Below are 15287 nucleotides of genomic sequence, written 5' to 3'. Positions count from 1 at the left end.
AGTCACTATACCTCGGACTTAAGTACCGTAGGCCTGTAATAGCTCTCTTCATTACAGTTTTTCATCTTATCCGGCATTTTCTCTCCCATATATTTTCCATCCATTTCTTCAGTCAACTGGCTATAATATCTACTAATGTATTGTAATTTAAACATTTCGAAATTCGGTTATGTAAATAAAATACATGGGTCATCGGTTAAGAGTAATATTGTAGTTGAACACGGCAGAAACAGATAAAAAATAACAGTCATTTTTCCTGCAAAGCCCGGTCAAACGTGCACAGTGCCTGTTCAATAAATCTGGGACACGACCTTATTTTTAATCAAACGTAAATACAATAAATCTAGTAAATTATTAATACTATAGCCTATAACATATAACCCAATGACCACAATCCAAATTACTGACTCAACACGCCAAACCTTAAAGCAGCTCAAAAAGAACCTTGACTTGCCCACCTATGAAGATGTCATCCAGTGGATGCTGAAAAAAAGCCTGAAACAAAAGAAGTCAATGTACGGTGCCCTGGGGACAAAATCAATGGATGAAGTACTGGAAGGTCTGCGGGATGAAGAAGACAGAATGTAAACTGATGGATTCATCCGCCTGGTTGTCCTATTTTTTCGCCACCAGCAAGCAGGTAAAAACGATTATTGAGTCAAACAGTATGCTCTACACCTCGGTAATATCCATTTTTGAAATCAAACGCAAATTGATGAGGGATGGTTTTGAAGGAGATATGGAAGACGCTCTTACTTTCGTAGAAGACAGGAGTATAGTTATTAATCTCGATAAAGATATTTCCCGGTCTGCGGCAGACCTTTCCATCCAGTATAAACTACATGCTATGGATGCATTGATTTACGCCTGTGCAAAAGCCATGGATTCAGAACTTGTAACAGCCGATTCTGATTTTGAGAAACTTGGTGATGTGCTTATAATTCACCAGAAATTGTGATTTCAAATTGGACTATTTAAAAAAAACAATATTGTAAAATACAAAAATGTCGTGAATCAGATATCACAGTCATTCAATATCTTCCTTTAACTCATCTTCATCATACCTGATGTATAAACCCATTTTGCTGAACTTATGGAGAATATCCCTTAAAGGGATTCCTGTAATATCAGAAGCTTCCCTGAGAGTAATCTTCCCTTCCTTGTAGAGTTTGGTAGCGGTATTCATTTCGCTTTTATGCTCATCATCCATAGAAACCCACCTTTCAATTATAACCCCTCAACAACCTTCCGCACATCCTCATACACCCCCACACTGAGCCACATAACCCGCGCCAGTTTCTCCAGAGCATCCAGCCCCTCGTTCCTGGATATTAACCCCACTTTAACTGCCCTTACCAGCACACCAATAGAACCCGTAACCTCCAACCCCAATCCTATTGCAAATCTTCTTGCTGCCAGGTCATCCAGCAAGACCAGGCATTTCTCGCTCCTGGCCAGCATAATGGCTTGGGCCTCTCCTAATTCAATGCCCGCGCTGTCTGCGATATCTTCAGCCCCACCATTAATAGCATCTTCAACAACAATCCACCCATTCTCAATCTCCCCCTCAACCAGAAAAGCATCAGCCTTACCCTCTTCTTTTCCTCGGTCAACTACTTCGGTTTTGACGGTGCATGGGATAATAACCCTGCCAAAAAGAGATTCTAAAAGGTCCAACCTACCAATCATGGCAAGGTGGATTAACGGACCTGAATTACTAACAGTCATTTTTCCTGCAAAGCCCAATCAATATCCACATCCAGGTCCTCTTTTTCATACCTGAACGGAATATTTCGTATCTTCAGTTCCTCAAGGGCTGCCCGGTAAGTTATTCCTGCCTTGCCAGCCGCCTTCCACAGGGATATCTTTCCCTCTGAATAAGATTCCAGTGCCTTTTTGATGCGGTATTCCTCAAGGCCGTTCCCTATGAGCTTGCGAAGCATGGTGCCCTTGTCTATTAGTTCCTGTCCGGCCGCGTCTTCAATATCATGGATATATTGCTCTGGCAGCCGTACTGATATGGTCTTCATGGTATAGTATTACAATTTATTAAATCGTATACTTAACGATTTTGCCTATCCGTATCTGAAATATGTCAACCACACGGTGATATCCGATAGAGCGGGCCCTGATGAAGTCTCATTCCCCTATCTGTTAAAACAGATATTCAACAAATATCGATCCCACAGGATTTTAGGTACGACACAAAGCATCATTTTTGCTTATTCTTCAATGAGCTCAGGAATTTTTCCTGATAGAATGGTCTTTCCACCGGGAACACCCCTTTATTTATAGCCCGAACCTCCTGTACCGAATAGAACGCCAGCGGATTGAATTCTGTTATCACTTCAACAACGTTCTGGAGGTCCTTGCGCTTAATGATCGTGAAAATGATCATTACTTTTTGCCCGGTAGCGCCCATTGCATCCAGGCTGGTCACTCCATACCCTTTTGACGTTAGTTGTTCTATGAGCAGCCCGGCATCCTTTACGGTAATTATTCGTACAGCCACCGTACCCATAGCCAGTTTATCTTCAATCATTATCCCCATAAAATTCCCGAGACTGAAACCTCCTGCATAGGCAATGTAATAGAGTGGATTGGTAAAGTTCTGCATAACAGACCCGATTGCAAGCAACCAGATCATGATCTCACAAAACCCAAGCAGAGGGGCAAGTAATCTCCGTCCACGGGTAACAAATATGATGCGGATGGTCCCTATGGATACGTCTAAAGCCCTGGCACAGAAAATCAAGATCGGGATGAAGATAAGTTCAAAAGTGTCTGAGCTGATAATTGCTGGAATATCCATTTCCATTTAGTTAAGACATCCTTTAATAAATAGTCTTCCTTAACAAGGATGGTATGAACCATTCTTTGCTTGACGTTTCATGGAAAATGATGCCGGACCAATTTACACTGTACTACATAACAATCGAAATGCTGTATCCGCATTTCGGGCACGTAGTATCCTGTGTGATGACATTCCCCACAATACGATACCCGGACCTGTCAATGAGCAATGTCCTGCAGTCCGGACAGTACGTGTTCTCAAACTCGTGCCCTGCCACATTACCTACATACGGATACTCCAGGCCCGCATCCTTTGCCATCTGCCATGCCTTCTCAAGAGTAATTATAGGCGTAGGTGAAGCATCCTCCATTTTGTACATGGGGTGGAACCTCGTGAAATGGACCGGGGTCTGGATACCCAGGTTATCCCGGACCCATTCGATAAGAGCCAGTGTTTCTGCAGGATCATCATTCTGGCCGGGGATGATAAGATTGACCACCTCGATATGCATGCCCAGCTCCCGTGCCACTACAGCCGAATCCAGTACTGGCTGCAGGTGTGCTCCGCACACTTTCCGGTAAAACTCATCCCTGAAAGACTTGATATCCACCCTGAAAGCATCCAGGTGCGGGGAGATATCCCGCAATGCCTCCTCGGTAATATAGCCGTTGGTCACGTATACGGTCTTGAGGCCTGCTTCGTGGGCCAGTCTTGCAGAATCATGAGTGAACTCGTGCCAGATGGTAGGCTCATTGTAGGTCCAGGACATGCTGGCGCACCCCGCACCCACAGCCCGTGCCACTGACTCATCTGGCGTAATCTCGCTGGTATATGCATTCTCCAGGCTTACCTGTGAGATGGTCCAGTTCTGGCAATGCTTACACCTGAAATTGCACCCGATTGTACCCTGGGAATAACTGAGCGTCCCGGGCAGGAAATGGTACAGGGGCTTTTTTTCGATAGGGTCAACAGCCTCGCTGGAGACGGTATTGTAAATCAGGGTGAACAAAGTGCCGTCCCGGTTCTCTCTGACGCCGCAAATACCTGACCTGCCTTTTGCGATCGTACACTCATGCGCGCAAACGTGGCACTGTACCTTACCGTTCTCCAGCCTGTCGAACAGTACTGCTTCATGTATCATAATGCTCCCCGTGACGCTAAACGTATATTCCGGACTCTATCTGTTTTGAGCGTTTCTTGCGTAATTCGGATTTCAGGCTCTCGTAATACTTCATCGTATCAGGTGTTACACTGGGTCCTGTATCCTCAACGGCGGCAATGAAATGTTTTTGACTGACACACTCGCAATCCATATTCTCGCGCAAAGCGAACTTACCCGCCTTTTTACAGACTGCTGCAATATCGGCACCTGTGTATTCGTCAGTCAGTTCTACCAGGGTATCGATATCAATGTCCCTGTCCAGTGCCATTTTCCTGGTATGTACCTGGAATATCTTTTTCCTCGTAATTTTGTCAGGCACAGGTACCATGATAAGTTCATCGAACCTCCCCGGCCTTATCAATGCCGGGTCAATGATATCAGGCCGGTTCGTGGCGCCAATCACCACCACGCCCCGCAGTTCCTCCAGCCCGTCCAGCTCAGAGAGCAGCTGGTTCACGATCCGCTCCGTCACCTGGGGTTCACCGGCAGCAGCCCCCCTGATAGGCGCCAATGCGTCCAGCTCGTCCAGGAACACTATGGCAGGCGCCACCTGGCGGGCGCGCTTGAACACCTCAGCAATATGTTTCTCACTTTCCCCGTACCACTTGGACAGCAGGTCGCTGCCCTTGGCAGTGATGAAATTAGCATCTGATTCGTTTGCAATAGCCTTTGCCAGCATGGTCTTACCCGTGCCAGGGGGGCCGTACAGCAGAATGCCTCTTGACGATTCAACACCGATACGCCTGAATGATGCCCCGAAACGAAGAGGCCATTCCACAGCCTCGCGCAGTTGCTCTTTAACATCACCAAGACCGCCGATATCGTCCCAGGTTACATTGGGTATTTCAAAGAGTATCTCTCTGAGTGCCGAAGGCTGCACCTCTTTCATGGCCTCCTCAAAATCATTCAAGGTCACCTGGAGTTTTTCAAGCACTTCCTTTGGTATCTCCTGTTGTTCCAGGTCAATATCAGGCAGTACTCTGCGCAGTGCATTCATGGCCGCCTCCCTGACCAATGCTGCGATATCGGCCCCTACAAACCCGTACGATATTTCCGCAAGCTGGTTCAGGTCGGCATCAGGAGTAAGCGGCATACCCCTGGTATGAATCTGGAATATCTCGAGCCGTCCTTCGGTATCAGGGACCCGCAGCTCGACCTCTCTGTCGAACCGGCCAGGCCGCCGCAGTGCCATATCTAATGCCTCTGGCCGGTTCGTGGCGCCGATGACAATAACATTCTTGCGTGACTTCAGGCCGTCCATCAAAGACAGTAACTGCGCCACCACCCTGCGCTCCACCTCACCCGTAACCTCTGCCCGCTTGGGAGCAATGGAATCTATCTCATCAATGAACACGATACTGGGTGCGTTCTTTTCAGCTTCATCGAACACCTCGCGAAGACGCTGTTCGCTCTCACCGTAATATTTGCTTACGATCTCGGGCCCGTTTATAGTAATAAAATACACATTGGACTCATTGGCCACTGCCTTGGCCAGCATTGTCTTGCCAGTGCCGGGCGGACCGTGAAGCAGTACACCTCTGGGCGGCTCAATACCCAGCCTGCTGAACAGTTCGGGATGTTTGAGGGGGAGTTCAATAATTTCCCTCACCCGGGTCAGCGCGGGTTTGATGCCGCCCAGGTCTTCATACATGACCTCGGGAATAACCTGTTCAGGGAATTCCACTGCTTCGGGAAGCATTTCGAGCTCAGTGATGTCAGTTATCTTGACTATACCGCCAGGATTTGTAGAAACCACCTGCAGTTTAATCTCACCCAATCCAAAGGAAGGACCACCTAAAAAGCCGTGCAGGATATCGTCAAGCACCGTGTCTCCTGCCAGTGTTTCATACCGTTGCTTACGCAAACTGGTTGAAGAGATTATATCTCCTTTGCTCACGGTCTTGTGCTGGAATATGACCCGAAGGCTATCGCTGGGAGCAAATATCCTGATATTATTGGCAACTGGAGCGAGAGTTACTTTCCGGGCTTCATACCATTGGGCCTTTTTCACGTCCACAAATTCCCCGATACCGGTCCTGGCATTGGTCCGTGTCAGGCCGTCCATGCGAATGATATCCATTCCTTCATCGGCAGGATATGCCCGGCCCACGATAGCAGAAGTAACCCTATCCCCCTTTATCTCCAGGACATCAAAAACATTGATGCCTAATTTCGTGCGGTTCTTCTCATCGATACGCACCACGCCCTTTCCCACATCCCTCTGGTCAGCCTCCGCTACCTTCAACTTGATGGGTTCAACAACATCACTGCTCAAAGAGTCCATTCCACAAATCCCATACTAAATATTGGCAATCATTTTATAAATGTCTGTTCCCTTCCCGGTCCCACTGATATATATCTGAATGGAACACCCATGAGGGACTCAAGTTTATCTACATATTCACGGGCAGCAGCTGGCAGGTCGTCCATGGCCAGAATGCCTGTAAGGTCTTCGTCCCAGCCATCCAGGTTTTCATACACAGGTTTGCAGCGGGCCAGGTCAGATGTGGATTCAGGCGGATAATCCAGTCTTACGCCATCCAGTTCGTATGCCATGCAGATCCTCAGGGGGTGTATATTGGACAGCACGTCGAGTTTGGTCAGTGCTATATGAGTATAACCGTTAAGTGCTACTGATTTTTTAGCCAGCGGCAGGTCGAACCAGCCACAGCGTCTTGGACGGCCAGTGGTTGTGCCGAATTCACCACCTGCTTTTTGTATCTGTTCTCCCGTCGTGTCCAGAAGTTCGGTGGGTAGTGGCCCTTCACCCACGCGGGTGATGTAGGCCTTGACAATTCCCAGCACTTCATCCACCCGTGTGGGTCCCACGCCCAGATTAGCACAGGCAGAACCTGCGATACATGAAGATGAAGTTACGAATTTCTGGGTGCCGTGTATCACGTCAAGGAATGCACCCTGGGCGCCCTCTGCAAGCACGTTCTTACCTGCATCAAGGGCGGTGTTAACTTCATGGGATACATCGGCGATATAAGGTGCGAACCTGCGACCCAGTTCTATATACTGTCTGATCCAGGACTCGTCTTCCATGATATGGGGATCTCCGCCCATACTCTGTATCTGGGCCGCTTTTAAGGGAGATAGTTCTTTGAGCCGCTTGCGCAGCCGCACCTCGTCGGCCAGGTCTGCCATCTGTATTTCGTCCCGTGCAACCTTGTCAATATAAGCATAGCCGATACCCCGTTTGGTGGTACCTATCTTCTCTGTGCGTGCCGACTCGCCCAGGCCGTCAAGTTCCACATGGTACGGCATGATGATACTGGTCTTTGCATCTATGCCCAGCTTCTTTTCGTCTACCATGGTACCGTCCGCTGCAAGGGTATCAAGTTCCCGGGCAAGGGTCTGGGGATTCAGTACGGTACCGGGGCCGATGAGTAACCTGGCATTGTACAGGACACCAGATGGGGTGAGGTGTAACTTGTATATTTTACCGTTCACGACTACGGTATGACCTGCGTTATCGCCGCCCTGGAATCGCACGATGAGGTCATATTGCCCTGCCATGAGGTCAACGATCTTGCCCTTACCTTCATCCCCGAACTGGGAACCTGTAATTATGGTGAACATAATGCCACGTATAATGAGATTATTAGATAATAAGATTTTGATTTTTCAGGGGGGAATTGCACAAACCTTAATATTCGACGATTTAATAGAAGCAGTTCAGGAGGATGGAATGACTTCGACGTATCTTATGACCGTGATTATGCTGCCGCTTCTTGCATTGATGACAATGGCCGGGTTTCGTCTTCTTATTCCCGGGGAAGTGAAGAAACAATATGGCCGTATTTCCCCGCGCAGGTTCCTGATCGGATTCGGGCCATTTTTCGTTTGTGCATTCCTTGTCTATATACTTATGCAGTCCCAGTCATATATTGTAAATGCCCTGGGTCCGAGGGTAAATGCAGATTATACGGGATATCTTGTTATGATAGAGGGCGATCTTGTAAGCCATTTCCAGAGTTTTGCAACACCCCTGCTAACATACCTTACAGCCTTCGTATATCTCATGGCCTTTTCTTTCCTGATGGTTTTTACGTTCATTGTCCTGATATATACCCGCAACCTGCATGCCCTTGAAGAATATACCATTGCATTTATACTAATATACATTGTAGCCTTTCCTTTCTACATCTTTATACCGATTGCTGTTACCGGACATACCCTCCCCAATGTCTCTACATTGTTGTATGACCTGAGCCCCATCATCGAGCATGGGGTAAGGATAGCTGACCCACTTCTTGACAATGATTTTCCCAGCCTGCATGCCGCACTATCTATTATGGCAACACTGGTCGTTGTGTTCAGGACAAACCTTGAGAGATACAAGGTGTTCTCTATTGTTTCAACTCTTGCCATCCTGTTCTCAACATTGTACCTTGGCATCCACTGGATAACTGACCTGGTTGGGGGAATATTGCTGGCTCTGGTCAGTTATTATATTGCTACCCGGTACAGGGAGCATATCTTCCGGACAGCACACAGGATACTTGCGGTAGTGGAAGAGCGGCTAAAGATAGGGGATTCTATCGTCTGCACAAAATGTTCAAAGGAGGTTACGGTAATTCCCCATAGCGGTTTTGCTGAGTGTTCCGGTTGCGGGGAAAGGATGGAGTACCATCCGCTTACCTATGTTTGAATAAAGGTTATCTGCGCAATCAATGCCCATGCAAATAATTGTAGTTCTCTTTAACATCGTGTGAATATCTTGAATTTCGGGACAGTATTCTAAATATGCTTTAGGATTAGTGCCGGAATTTTTTATAAAGATATGGCTTCCCCAACCTTTATTACCCATTAACGTATCTATAAGCCCCACAAAACATGCCGGTTTCATTGGCGGGATACGTCCCGCAGGGATGTGGCCCCCGTGGGCTGAACCGTGAAACATGGACACACTATTTGGAGATTACGAAACATGGCAAAATCAATGTATGGTTACATCAGGGACGCCTGGAAAAATCCTGATGAGACGTATGTACACGAACTGAGATGGCACAGACTCCAGGAATGGAGACGTGAAGCATCGGTACAGAGGATAGAAAAACCCACCCGCCTTGACCGCGCCCGGGGTCTTGGCTACAAGGCCAAGCAGGGTATCGTCATGGCAAGGGTGAGTATCAGGCGCGGTGGCGCACGCAAATCACGTTACATCAGGGGCCGCAGGACCAAACGCATGGGTATGACAAAAATCACCCGTGGCAAAAGCATCCAGCGCATGGCAGAAGAGCGGGCAGCACGCAGATTCCCCAACCTGCAGGTACTTAACTCGTACTGGGTCGGAGAAGATGGCAAACATAAATGGTACGAAATCATCATGGTGGATATCAGCCACCCTGTCATAAAGAGCGACCCCAACCTGAACTGGCTGTGCGAACCGGCCCAGAAAGGCAGGGTATTCAGGGGCAAGACAAGTGCCGGCATCAAAGGCAGAGGTCAGCGCAAACGGGGTAATGGTACTGAGAAGAACAGACCCAGTATCAGGTCCCGGGGCAATATTGGAAAGTGAGGTTATCCACCTCACGTCCTTTCATTTTTATGTGTTTTAGCATCAATTAGCTTCAAGCATGATGCATTATATCGCCCTGCGAACCACTGCCCAGGCAACGGAAGACCCGGAAAAGGTCAGGTCAGCCCTGGATTTATTTCTCCCGTCGTATGATTCCGAAAAGGATGGTTCTGACATAGTTCACGAAACCGTTGCACAAGGGTATCATGGTAATCCTATTATCGTAATGGAAGCTGAAGTGAAAAAGAAAAAAGACTGCCAGTATATAACTGACCTTATCAGGCAAAACCTGGGAGTTGCCGGCATAGAGAGACTCATCAATGAACTGCCACGCAGGGTGGATGATGATTGCAACCTGTTCATACGGTTTGACAAACAGGAAGCATACCATGGCAAACTGGTAATAACCAGCTCATCAGATGCCGTGCTTTTAAGAATCAAGATTGAAGTATATCCGGCCAGGCGCGAAGCTGCAATTGAAGCGGCCAGGGAAATGTTTGGCAAAGAGGACTGACCATGGGTGTATTAAAGCGATCAAGATTCTACGATTTAAATGTTCACTCCCTCCCCGACTGTGCAGATTCCCCGTCCAGGTTGGCACTGGAAGCAAATGATCTGGGATATTCAGGAATTTGCCTGACCTCTTTCAACAGGAACAACACCCTTCACAAACATGATATTCCCCATCCGGCTCTCAAAAACTTTGAAGTATATACGGGTATCGAGATCCAGGTAGAAAGTGTATCAAAACTCACCAAAGAAGTAAACAGGTTGAGGGGGAATGTGGACTTTATCATCATCGGCGGGGGAAATGAAGATATAAACCGTGCTGCAGTCGAGAATGGAAAAGTGGACATCCTGGCCCACCCCACAGCTCAGGGGAAACCCCTGAACCACGTGCTTGCTAAGGCAGCTGCAGATAACGGTGTTTCCGTGGATTTCAATATGGATGCACTGATAATGCAAAGAGGCGGTAGCAGGATCAAAGTCCTGGCTGCTATGCGACAAAACCTCGTGCTTGCCAGGAAACATGGCGTACCCATGGTCATAACCAGCAATGCCAGGTCCCATTACGACCTGCGCACCCCAAGGGAGATGATGGCACTGGCCATGTTCTTTGGAATGACACAGGATGAAGCACTGCATTCACTTTCGATAGTGCCGCAAAGTATTATCAGGCGTAATACAGACCGCAACCGGATCATGGAAGGCGTGGAGGTAGTGGAATGAAGATATTACCCCCCACCTTGCGTGAATCAAAACGCTACCTGGCTTTTTCACTAGCGTCTGAAGACGAAATTTCCCGGCGTGAGCTTATATATGAGCTGAACATCGCGGCAATAGCGCTTATTGGTGATGTCGGTAGCAGTGAACTGGGTATGCGCTTGCTGGCTTTTGACGAATGCAGTGGCATCATGCAATGTGCTGCAAACAAGGTCTGGGAGGTAAGGGGTATAATGGCATCAGTTTCATCCGTTAAGGGTGTACGGGTGAGGATAAAAGTTCTTGGGGTTTCGGGCACAGTACGTGCAACAACCCAAAACTATTTACTAATCAAAGACATAAAGCAGGTCGAACCAGAAAGAGAAAGAACCGCAGAATTGGAAGAGTGTGAATTTTTCATAGCCAACTTGGCGATTTCAGGCAAGATTATCCGAAGGGTTAACAACGAAATGGATATATTACCCGACACCTCTCACTATGAAGAAACACTAAATAATTCAGATACCAGATATTTTGGTATAACGGTTTTTGATTTAACATATAAGGAGATTGAATAATATGCAGATGGCACCACAAATGGGCTATGACAGGGCTATCACGGTGTTTAGTCCTGACGGAAGGTTGTTCCAGGTCGAATATGCCCGCGAAGCTGTTAAGCGGGGCACCACTGCCGTGGGGGTAAAAGCCGTTGACGGCGTTGCACTGCTTGTGGATAAGCGAGTGACAAGCAAACTGCTGGTGGCAGAATCTATTGAAAAGATATTCCAGATAGATGACCACATGGGAGCTGCGACCTCAGGTTTAGTAGCCGATGCCAGGGCTCTGATAGACAGGGCGAGAGTAGAAGCACAGGTTAACAAAGTATCGTATGACGAACCCATAGGGGTAGAAGTCCTGTCTAAGAAAATTTGCGATTTCAAACAGACATATACCCAGTATGGTGGCGTAAGGCCTTTCGGTACAGCTCTTTTGATAGCCGGTGTTGAGGATAGCGAAGCAAGGCTCTTCGAAACCGACCCCAGCGGTGCACTGCTGGAATACAAGGCCACGGGTATTGGTGCAGGCCGGGCAGAGGTAATGGAAGTCTTTGAGGAAAAATATTCTGATGACATCAAACTCGATGCTGCCATAATACTGGGTCTTGAGGCTTTACACAATACCACTGAAGGAAGGTTCGATGCATCTACCATAGAAGTTGGTGTTGTAGAACTGCAATCAAAGCAGTTTAAGAAACTTGAACCCCAGGAAGTTGCCGATTATGTCAAGAGAGTATTGGATTCCCATTCTGACGATAAGGATTCTGGTGATAAGTCAACCGATGTAAAAGCAGAATCCCAGAAAGAAGGAAAAGAGGAATAAATTGACCTGATTTTTTTTAGGTATGTTGAATATGGTCACACTAGACGATGCTGTAATTGCCAGACTGAAGAAGGGGGACAAGCAGTACGAAGTGTTGGTAGACCCTGATGGAGCATTATCCTTAAAACGCGGTGATGAGATAGATATTGGAAAAATACTGGCAGTAGAAGATATATTCGAAAATGCCAGCCGGGGAGACCGACCGGCAGAACAGGATATTGAGAACACATTCAAAACACAGGATGTTTTTGAAATTGCCAGGCAGATCATCCTGCACGGCGAAATACATCTGACCACTGAGCAGCGCAAAGCCATACTTGAAGAGAAGAAACGAAGGATAATTACCTTTATTGCGGCCAATGCTATTAACCCGCAAACCAGGACACCACACCCTCCGAACCGAATTGAACGTGCAATGGAAGAAGCGCGCGTGCATATCGACCCTTTGAAAAGTGTTGATGAACAGGTAACGATAGTGATGAAGGCGATTCGACCTATCATACCTATCCGATTCGAAGAAATCAATATTGCAGTCCGGATCGATATGGATTATGCCCCAAAGTCTTATGGAAGCATATCTAAATTCGGAACGTTGAGTAAAGAAGAATGGCAAAAAGATGGTAGCTGGATCGGTGTAGTCACCATTCCTGCGGGTATGCAAGATGATTTCTTTGGTCTCGTAAATCATTTGACAAAGGGAACTGCCGAGATACGTATTTTAAAGTGATTGTCGGAAAAATAGTATAATGTTGATTAGAGGTTAAAATGAATAAAAAAATAGTAGTCCCGGGCGATTTTTTATCAAATGATGTTAAGAAAGCAGGTGACGGGACCTATGTACGAGACGGGAAAATATATGCGAAATTGTATGGAGTTGCCAGTGAAAAAGATAAGGTCCGTGTAGTTCCGTTGTCGGGAATATATGTCCCATCAAAAAATGATATGATTATAGGTACAGTCAAATCGGTCACGTTCTCAAACTGGGTACTTGATATCAGGTCCCCCTATGAAGGGTGGCTTAATTCATCAGAATATCCAAAACGAATTGATTCCAGTGAAATGAGCAAATATCTGACTGTCGGGGATTCAGTAATGGTAATGGTAAATGACCTTACCCCTTCAATGTTCGTGGACCTGACCATGCGCAATAACAGATCTATGATTATCAATAACGGAATACTTATGGAGATATCACCTGTTAAAGTGCCAAGAGTGATCGGAAGGGGGGGTTCCATGATCTCCATGTTGAAAAAGGAAACGAACTGTAATATCTTTGTTGGGCAGAATGGAGTTGTCTGGATAACAGGTAAAGACAAAGAAATAGCCAGGGTAGTGGAAGCCATACATGTCATTGAAAAGGAAGCCCATAATCAAGGACTTACAGAACGTATTGGCAGGCTGTTGAAAGGGAAAGTCAAAGAGCAGAAAGAAGAGCCAGAAAGTCCGGATATTTTGAATCAACTCCTGGACTGAATGAGTTATATTTATACAAAAGAGGAATAATGAAATGAGCGACAAACCAGAAAAGTTCATAGACGAAAATGGTTTACGTCTTGACGGTAGAAAATTTGACCAGATACGCGACATTAAGATTGAAGTCGGTGTACTGGCGAGAGCTGATGGTTCATGTTATCTTGAATTCGGTAAGAACAAGGTAATTGCAGCAGTTTATGGGCCCAGGGAAGTACATCCCAGACATCAACAGGAATCGACCAGGGCCATTGTGAGATATAAGTACAATATGGCTTCGTTCTCGGTAGAGGACCGAAAGCGACCCGGACCTGACCGTCGGAGCACTGAAATATCAAAGGTCAGCCGGGAAGCACTTGAGGACCAGGTTTTCACCGAATATTTCCCGAAATCCGCAATCGATATTTTTGTTGAAGTGTTGCAGGCAGATGCAGGGACCAGGACAGCTGCTCTTAACGCAGCATCTGTCGCCCTTGCCGATGCAGGTATCCCCATGCGGGGTCTGGTCAGTGCATGTGCATTTGGAAAAGTGGATAATACTCTTGTAGTGGACCTGAACAAAGATGAGGACAATTACGGACAGGCTGATGTACCTATTGCAATGACACCGGATGGAAAGATAACCCTGTTACAAATGGATGGTCACCTTACGCCTGAAGAGCTGAAGACCGGTCTTAAAATGGCGCAGGAAGGTTGCCGGCAAGTGTATGAAAAACAGAGACAGGCACTGCGGGATCATTTTGCGAAAATGCAAGGCACTATCGAAAAAGAAACTGAAGCACCGTCTGTGGAAGAGGTCGTAAAGACCAACGAAAATGTTCCATCAGAAGATGTTAATACTGCACCTGAAAATTTGGATGATATGGTTGCCGAGGATAGTGATATTGATAAAATGGATGTAGAGGAAGACATCTCCGAAGAAGCTGAGGAATCACTTGAGGAACTTGACATACTGGAGGATGATTCCTATGAATAAACAGATCGTTTCAATAGTACAGAAAGATCAATTAATTCGTTTGATGTTGAAAGGCGAGCGACTTGACGGTCGTAAACCTGAAGAGACAAGGAACATTTTCATTGAGACGGGTATCATCGATAAGGCTGAAGGGTCTGCCCGGGTGGAGATCGGCGATACCAAGATAATTGCCGGTGTGAAGATTCAGCCCGGTACACCGTTCCCCGACACTCCTGATGTGGGTGTTATCATCACCAGTCTGGAGCTGATACCTTTAGCATCCCCTGAATTCGAATCCGGTCCTCCCAGGGAGAATGCCATTGAACTTGCCAGGGTGACTGACAGGGGTGTCCGTGAATCAGGCGCAATCGATTTAAAGAAGCTGTGCATTAAGGAGGGAGAGCAAGTCTGGATGGTCTTCATTGACGTCCATGTACTGGATGACGGTGGAAATCTCAATGATGCAGCTTCACTGGGTGCGATTGCAGCACTTCTCACAGCCACGATACCTGGTGAGCGCTATGGTATTGGCGAAGATATGCCTTTACCCATGAGAGATATACCGGTGTCAGTGACAGCAGTGGATATTGGTGGCGGGATCGTGTTCGATCCGTCCATGGAAGAGGAACGGGTTGCAGATTGCAAGCTGACCGTCATTTCCAATCAGGAAGGTGCCATCGCAGGCATGCAGAAAAGCGGAAATGGTTCGCTTACCGTTGATCAGATAAATTATATCGTAGATGTATCCTGCAGAAAAGCGCAGGAGATTAGAGAAAAATTCCTGGAGATTTAGGTC

At 46.9% G+C, this 15287-nt stretch carries 19 protein-coding genes; 12 read left to right on the top strand and 7 right to left on the bottom strand.

Annotation, left to right across the window (positions count from 1 at the left end; genetic code table 11):
- The first annotated feature begins 384 nt into the window (after positions 1–384).
- Together K0A89_09840 and K0A89_09835 are read left to right on the top strand one after the other, a co-directional pair.
- The gene (locus K0A89_09840; protein ID MBW6518787.1) at positions 385–588 is read left to right on the top strand and encodes a hypothetical protein; all 204 of its coding nucleotides are present in this window, start codon (positions 385–387) and stop codon (positions 586–588) included.
- Entirely contained in the window at positions 569–958 is a 390-nt protein-coding gene (locus K0A89_09835; protein ID MBW6518786.1) for a PIN domain-containing protein, read from the top strand. Before K0A89_09840 ends, K0A89_09835 begins: the two co-directional genes overlap by 20 nt.
- Before the next feature lie 69 nt (positions 959–1027).
- Here the strand turns inward: K0A89_09835 and K0A89_09830 are convergent, their stop codons facing one another.
- The 7 genes from K0A89_09830 to K0A89_09800 form a co-directional block, all read right to left on the bottom strand.
- On the bottom strand, positions 1028–1210 hold the full coding sequence (locus tag K0A89_09830) for a UPF0175 family protein (protein ID MBW6518785.1): 183 nt from the start codon (positions 1208–1210) through the stop codon (positions 1028–1030).
- A 17-nt stretch (positions 1211–1227) separates the two neighbouring features.
- Positions 1228–1689, bottom strand: a complete 462-nt coding sequence (locus K0A89_09825) for a hypothetical protein (GenBank protein MBW6518784.1) — start codon at positions 1687–1689, stop codon at positions 1228–1230.
- A gap of 35 nt (positions 1690–1724) precedes the next feature.
- Entirely contained in the window at positions 1725–2030 is a 306-nt protein-coding gene (locus tag K0A89_09820) for a UPF0175 family protein (protein MBW6518783.1), read from the bottom strand.
- A gap of 182 nt (positions 2031–2212) precedes the next feature.
- Positions 2213–2812, bottom strand: a complete 600-nt coding sequence (locus K0A89_09815; GenBank protein ID MBW6518782.1) for a DUF2179 domain-containing protein — start codon at positions 2810–2812, stop codon at positions 2213–2215.
- A 112-nt stretch (positions 2813–2924) separates the two neighbouring features.
- Positions 2925–3935 (bottom strand): AmmeMemoRadiSam system radical SAM enzyme, encoded by a 1011-nt coding sequence (gene amrS, locus K0A89_09810; protein MBW6518781.1) that lies wholly within the window; start codon positions 3933–3935, stop codon positions 2925–2927.
- 16 nt (positions 3936–3951) lie between these two features.
- A complete protein-coding gene (locus K0A89_09805; GenBank protein MBW6518780.1) occupies positions 3952–6240 on the bottom strand; it encodes a CDC48 family AAA ATPase in 2289 nt (762 codons plus the stop codon).
- A 29-nt stretch (positions 6241–6269) separates the two neighbouring features.
- Positions 6270–7541 carry an adenylosuccinate synthase gene (locus K0A89_09800; GenBank protein ID MBW6518779.1) on the bottom strand — a complete coding sequence of 424 codons (1272 nt, stop codon included), beginning with the start codon at positions 7539–7541 and terminating at the stop codon, positions 6270–6272.
- A 109-nt stretch (positions 7542–7650) separates the two neighbouring features.
- On the opposite strand from K0A89_09800, the gene K0A89_09795 reads away from it, so the two are divergent.
- From K0A89_09795 to K0A89_09750, 10 genes are all read left to right on the top strand, one after another.
- Positions 7651–8613: a phosphatase PAP2 family protein gene (locus tag K0A89_09795; protein ID MBW6518778.1), complete on the top strand. Its 963-nt coding sequence runs from the start codon at positions 7651–7653 to the stop codon at positions 8611–8613.
- Between the two features lie 279 nt (positions 8614–8892).
- A complete protein-coding gene (locus K0A89_09790; GenBank protein ID MBW6518777.1) occupies positions 8893–9483 on the top strand; it encodes a 50S ribosomal protein L15e in 591 nt (196 codons plus the stop codon).
- Positions 9484–9541: 58 nt separating this feature from the next.
- Positions 9542–9997, top strand: a complete 456-nt coding sequence (locus K0A89_09785) for an exosome subunit (GenBank protein MBW6518776.1) — start codon at positions 9542–9544, stop codon at positions 9995–9997.
- A gap of 2 nt (positions 9998–9999) precedes the next feature.
- Complete coding sequence (locus K0A89_09780; GenBank protein MBW6518775.1) at positions 10000–10713, top strand: ribonuclease P protein component 3; 714 nt, start codon at positions 10000–10002, stop codon at positions 10711–10713.
- Positions 10710–11264, top strand: a complete 555-nt coding sequence (locus tag K0A89_09775; GenBank protein MBW6518774.1) for a hypothetical protein — start codon at positions 10710–10712, stop codon at positions 11262–11264. Before K0A89_09780 ends, K0A89_09775 begins: the two co-directional genes overlap by 4 nt.
- A gap of 1 nt (position 11265) precedes the next feature.
- Positions 11266–12066 carry an archaeal proteasome endopeptidase complex subunit alpha gene (gene psmA, locus K0A89_09770; GenBank protein ID MBW6518773.1) on the top strand — a complete coding sequence of 267 codons (801 nt, stop codon included), beginning with the start codon at positions 11266–11268 and terminating at the stop codon, positions 12064–12066.
- Positions 12067–12097: 31 nt separating this feature from the next.
- Positions 12098–12793, top strand: coding sequence for a ribosome assembly factor SBDS (locus tag K0A89_09765; protein MBW6518772.1), 696 nt, complete (start codon positions 12098–12100; stop codon positions 12791–12793).
- 38 nt (positions 12794–12831) lie between these two features.
- On the top strand, positions 12832–13539 hold the full coding sequence (locus K0A89_09760) for an exosome complex protein Rrp4 (GenBank protein MBW6518771.1): 708 nt from the start codon (positions 12832–12834) through the stop codon (positions 13537–13539).
- 34 nt (positions 13540–13573) lie between these two features.
- Positions 13574–14512 (top strand): exosome complex exonuclease Rrp41, encoded by a 939-nt coding sequence (locus K0A89_09755; GenBank protein ID MBW6518770.1) that lies wholly within the window; start codon positions 13574–13576, stop codon positions 14510–14512.
- Positions 14505–15284, top strand: coding sequence for an exosome complex protein Rrp42 (locus tag K0A89_09750; protein MBW6518769.1), 780 nt, complete (start codon positions 14505–14507; stop codon positions 15282–15284). The genes K0A89_09755 and K0A89_09750 overlap by 8 nt, the downstream gene beginning before the upstream one ends.
- Positions 15285–15287: the final 3 nt, after the last annotated feature.

It is taken from the genome of ANME-2 cluster archaeon, from assembly GCA_019429385.1.
Lineage (GTDB): Archaea > Halobacteriota > Methanosarcinia > Methanosarcinales > Methanocomedenaceae > Methanocomedens_B.
This window is presented reverse-complemented; position numbering and strand designations above follow the sequence as displayed.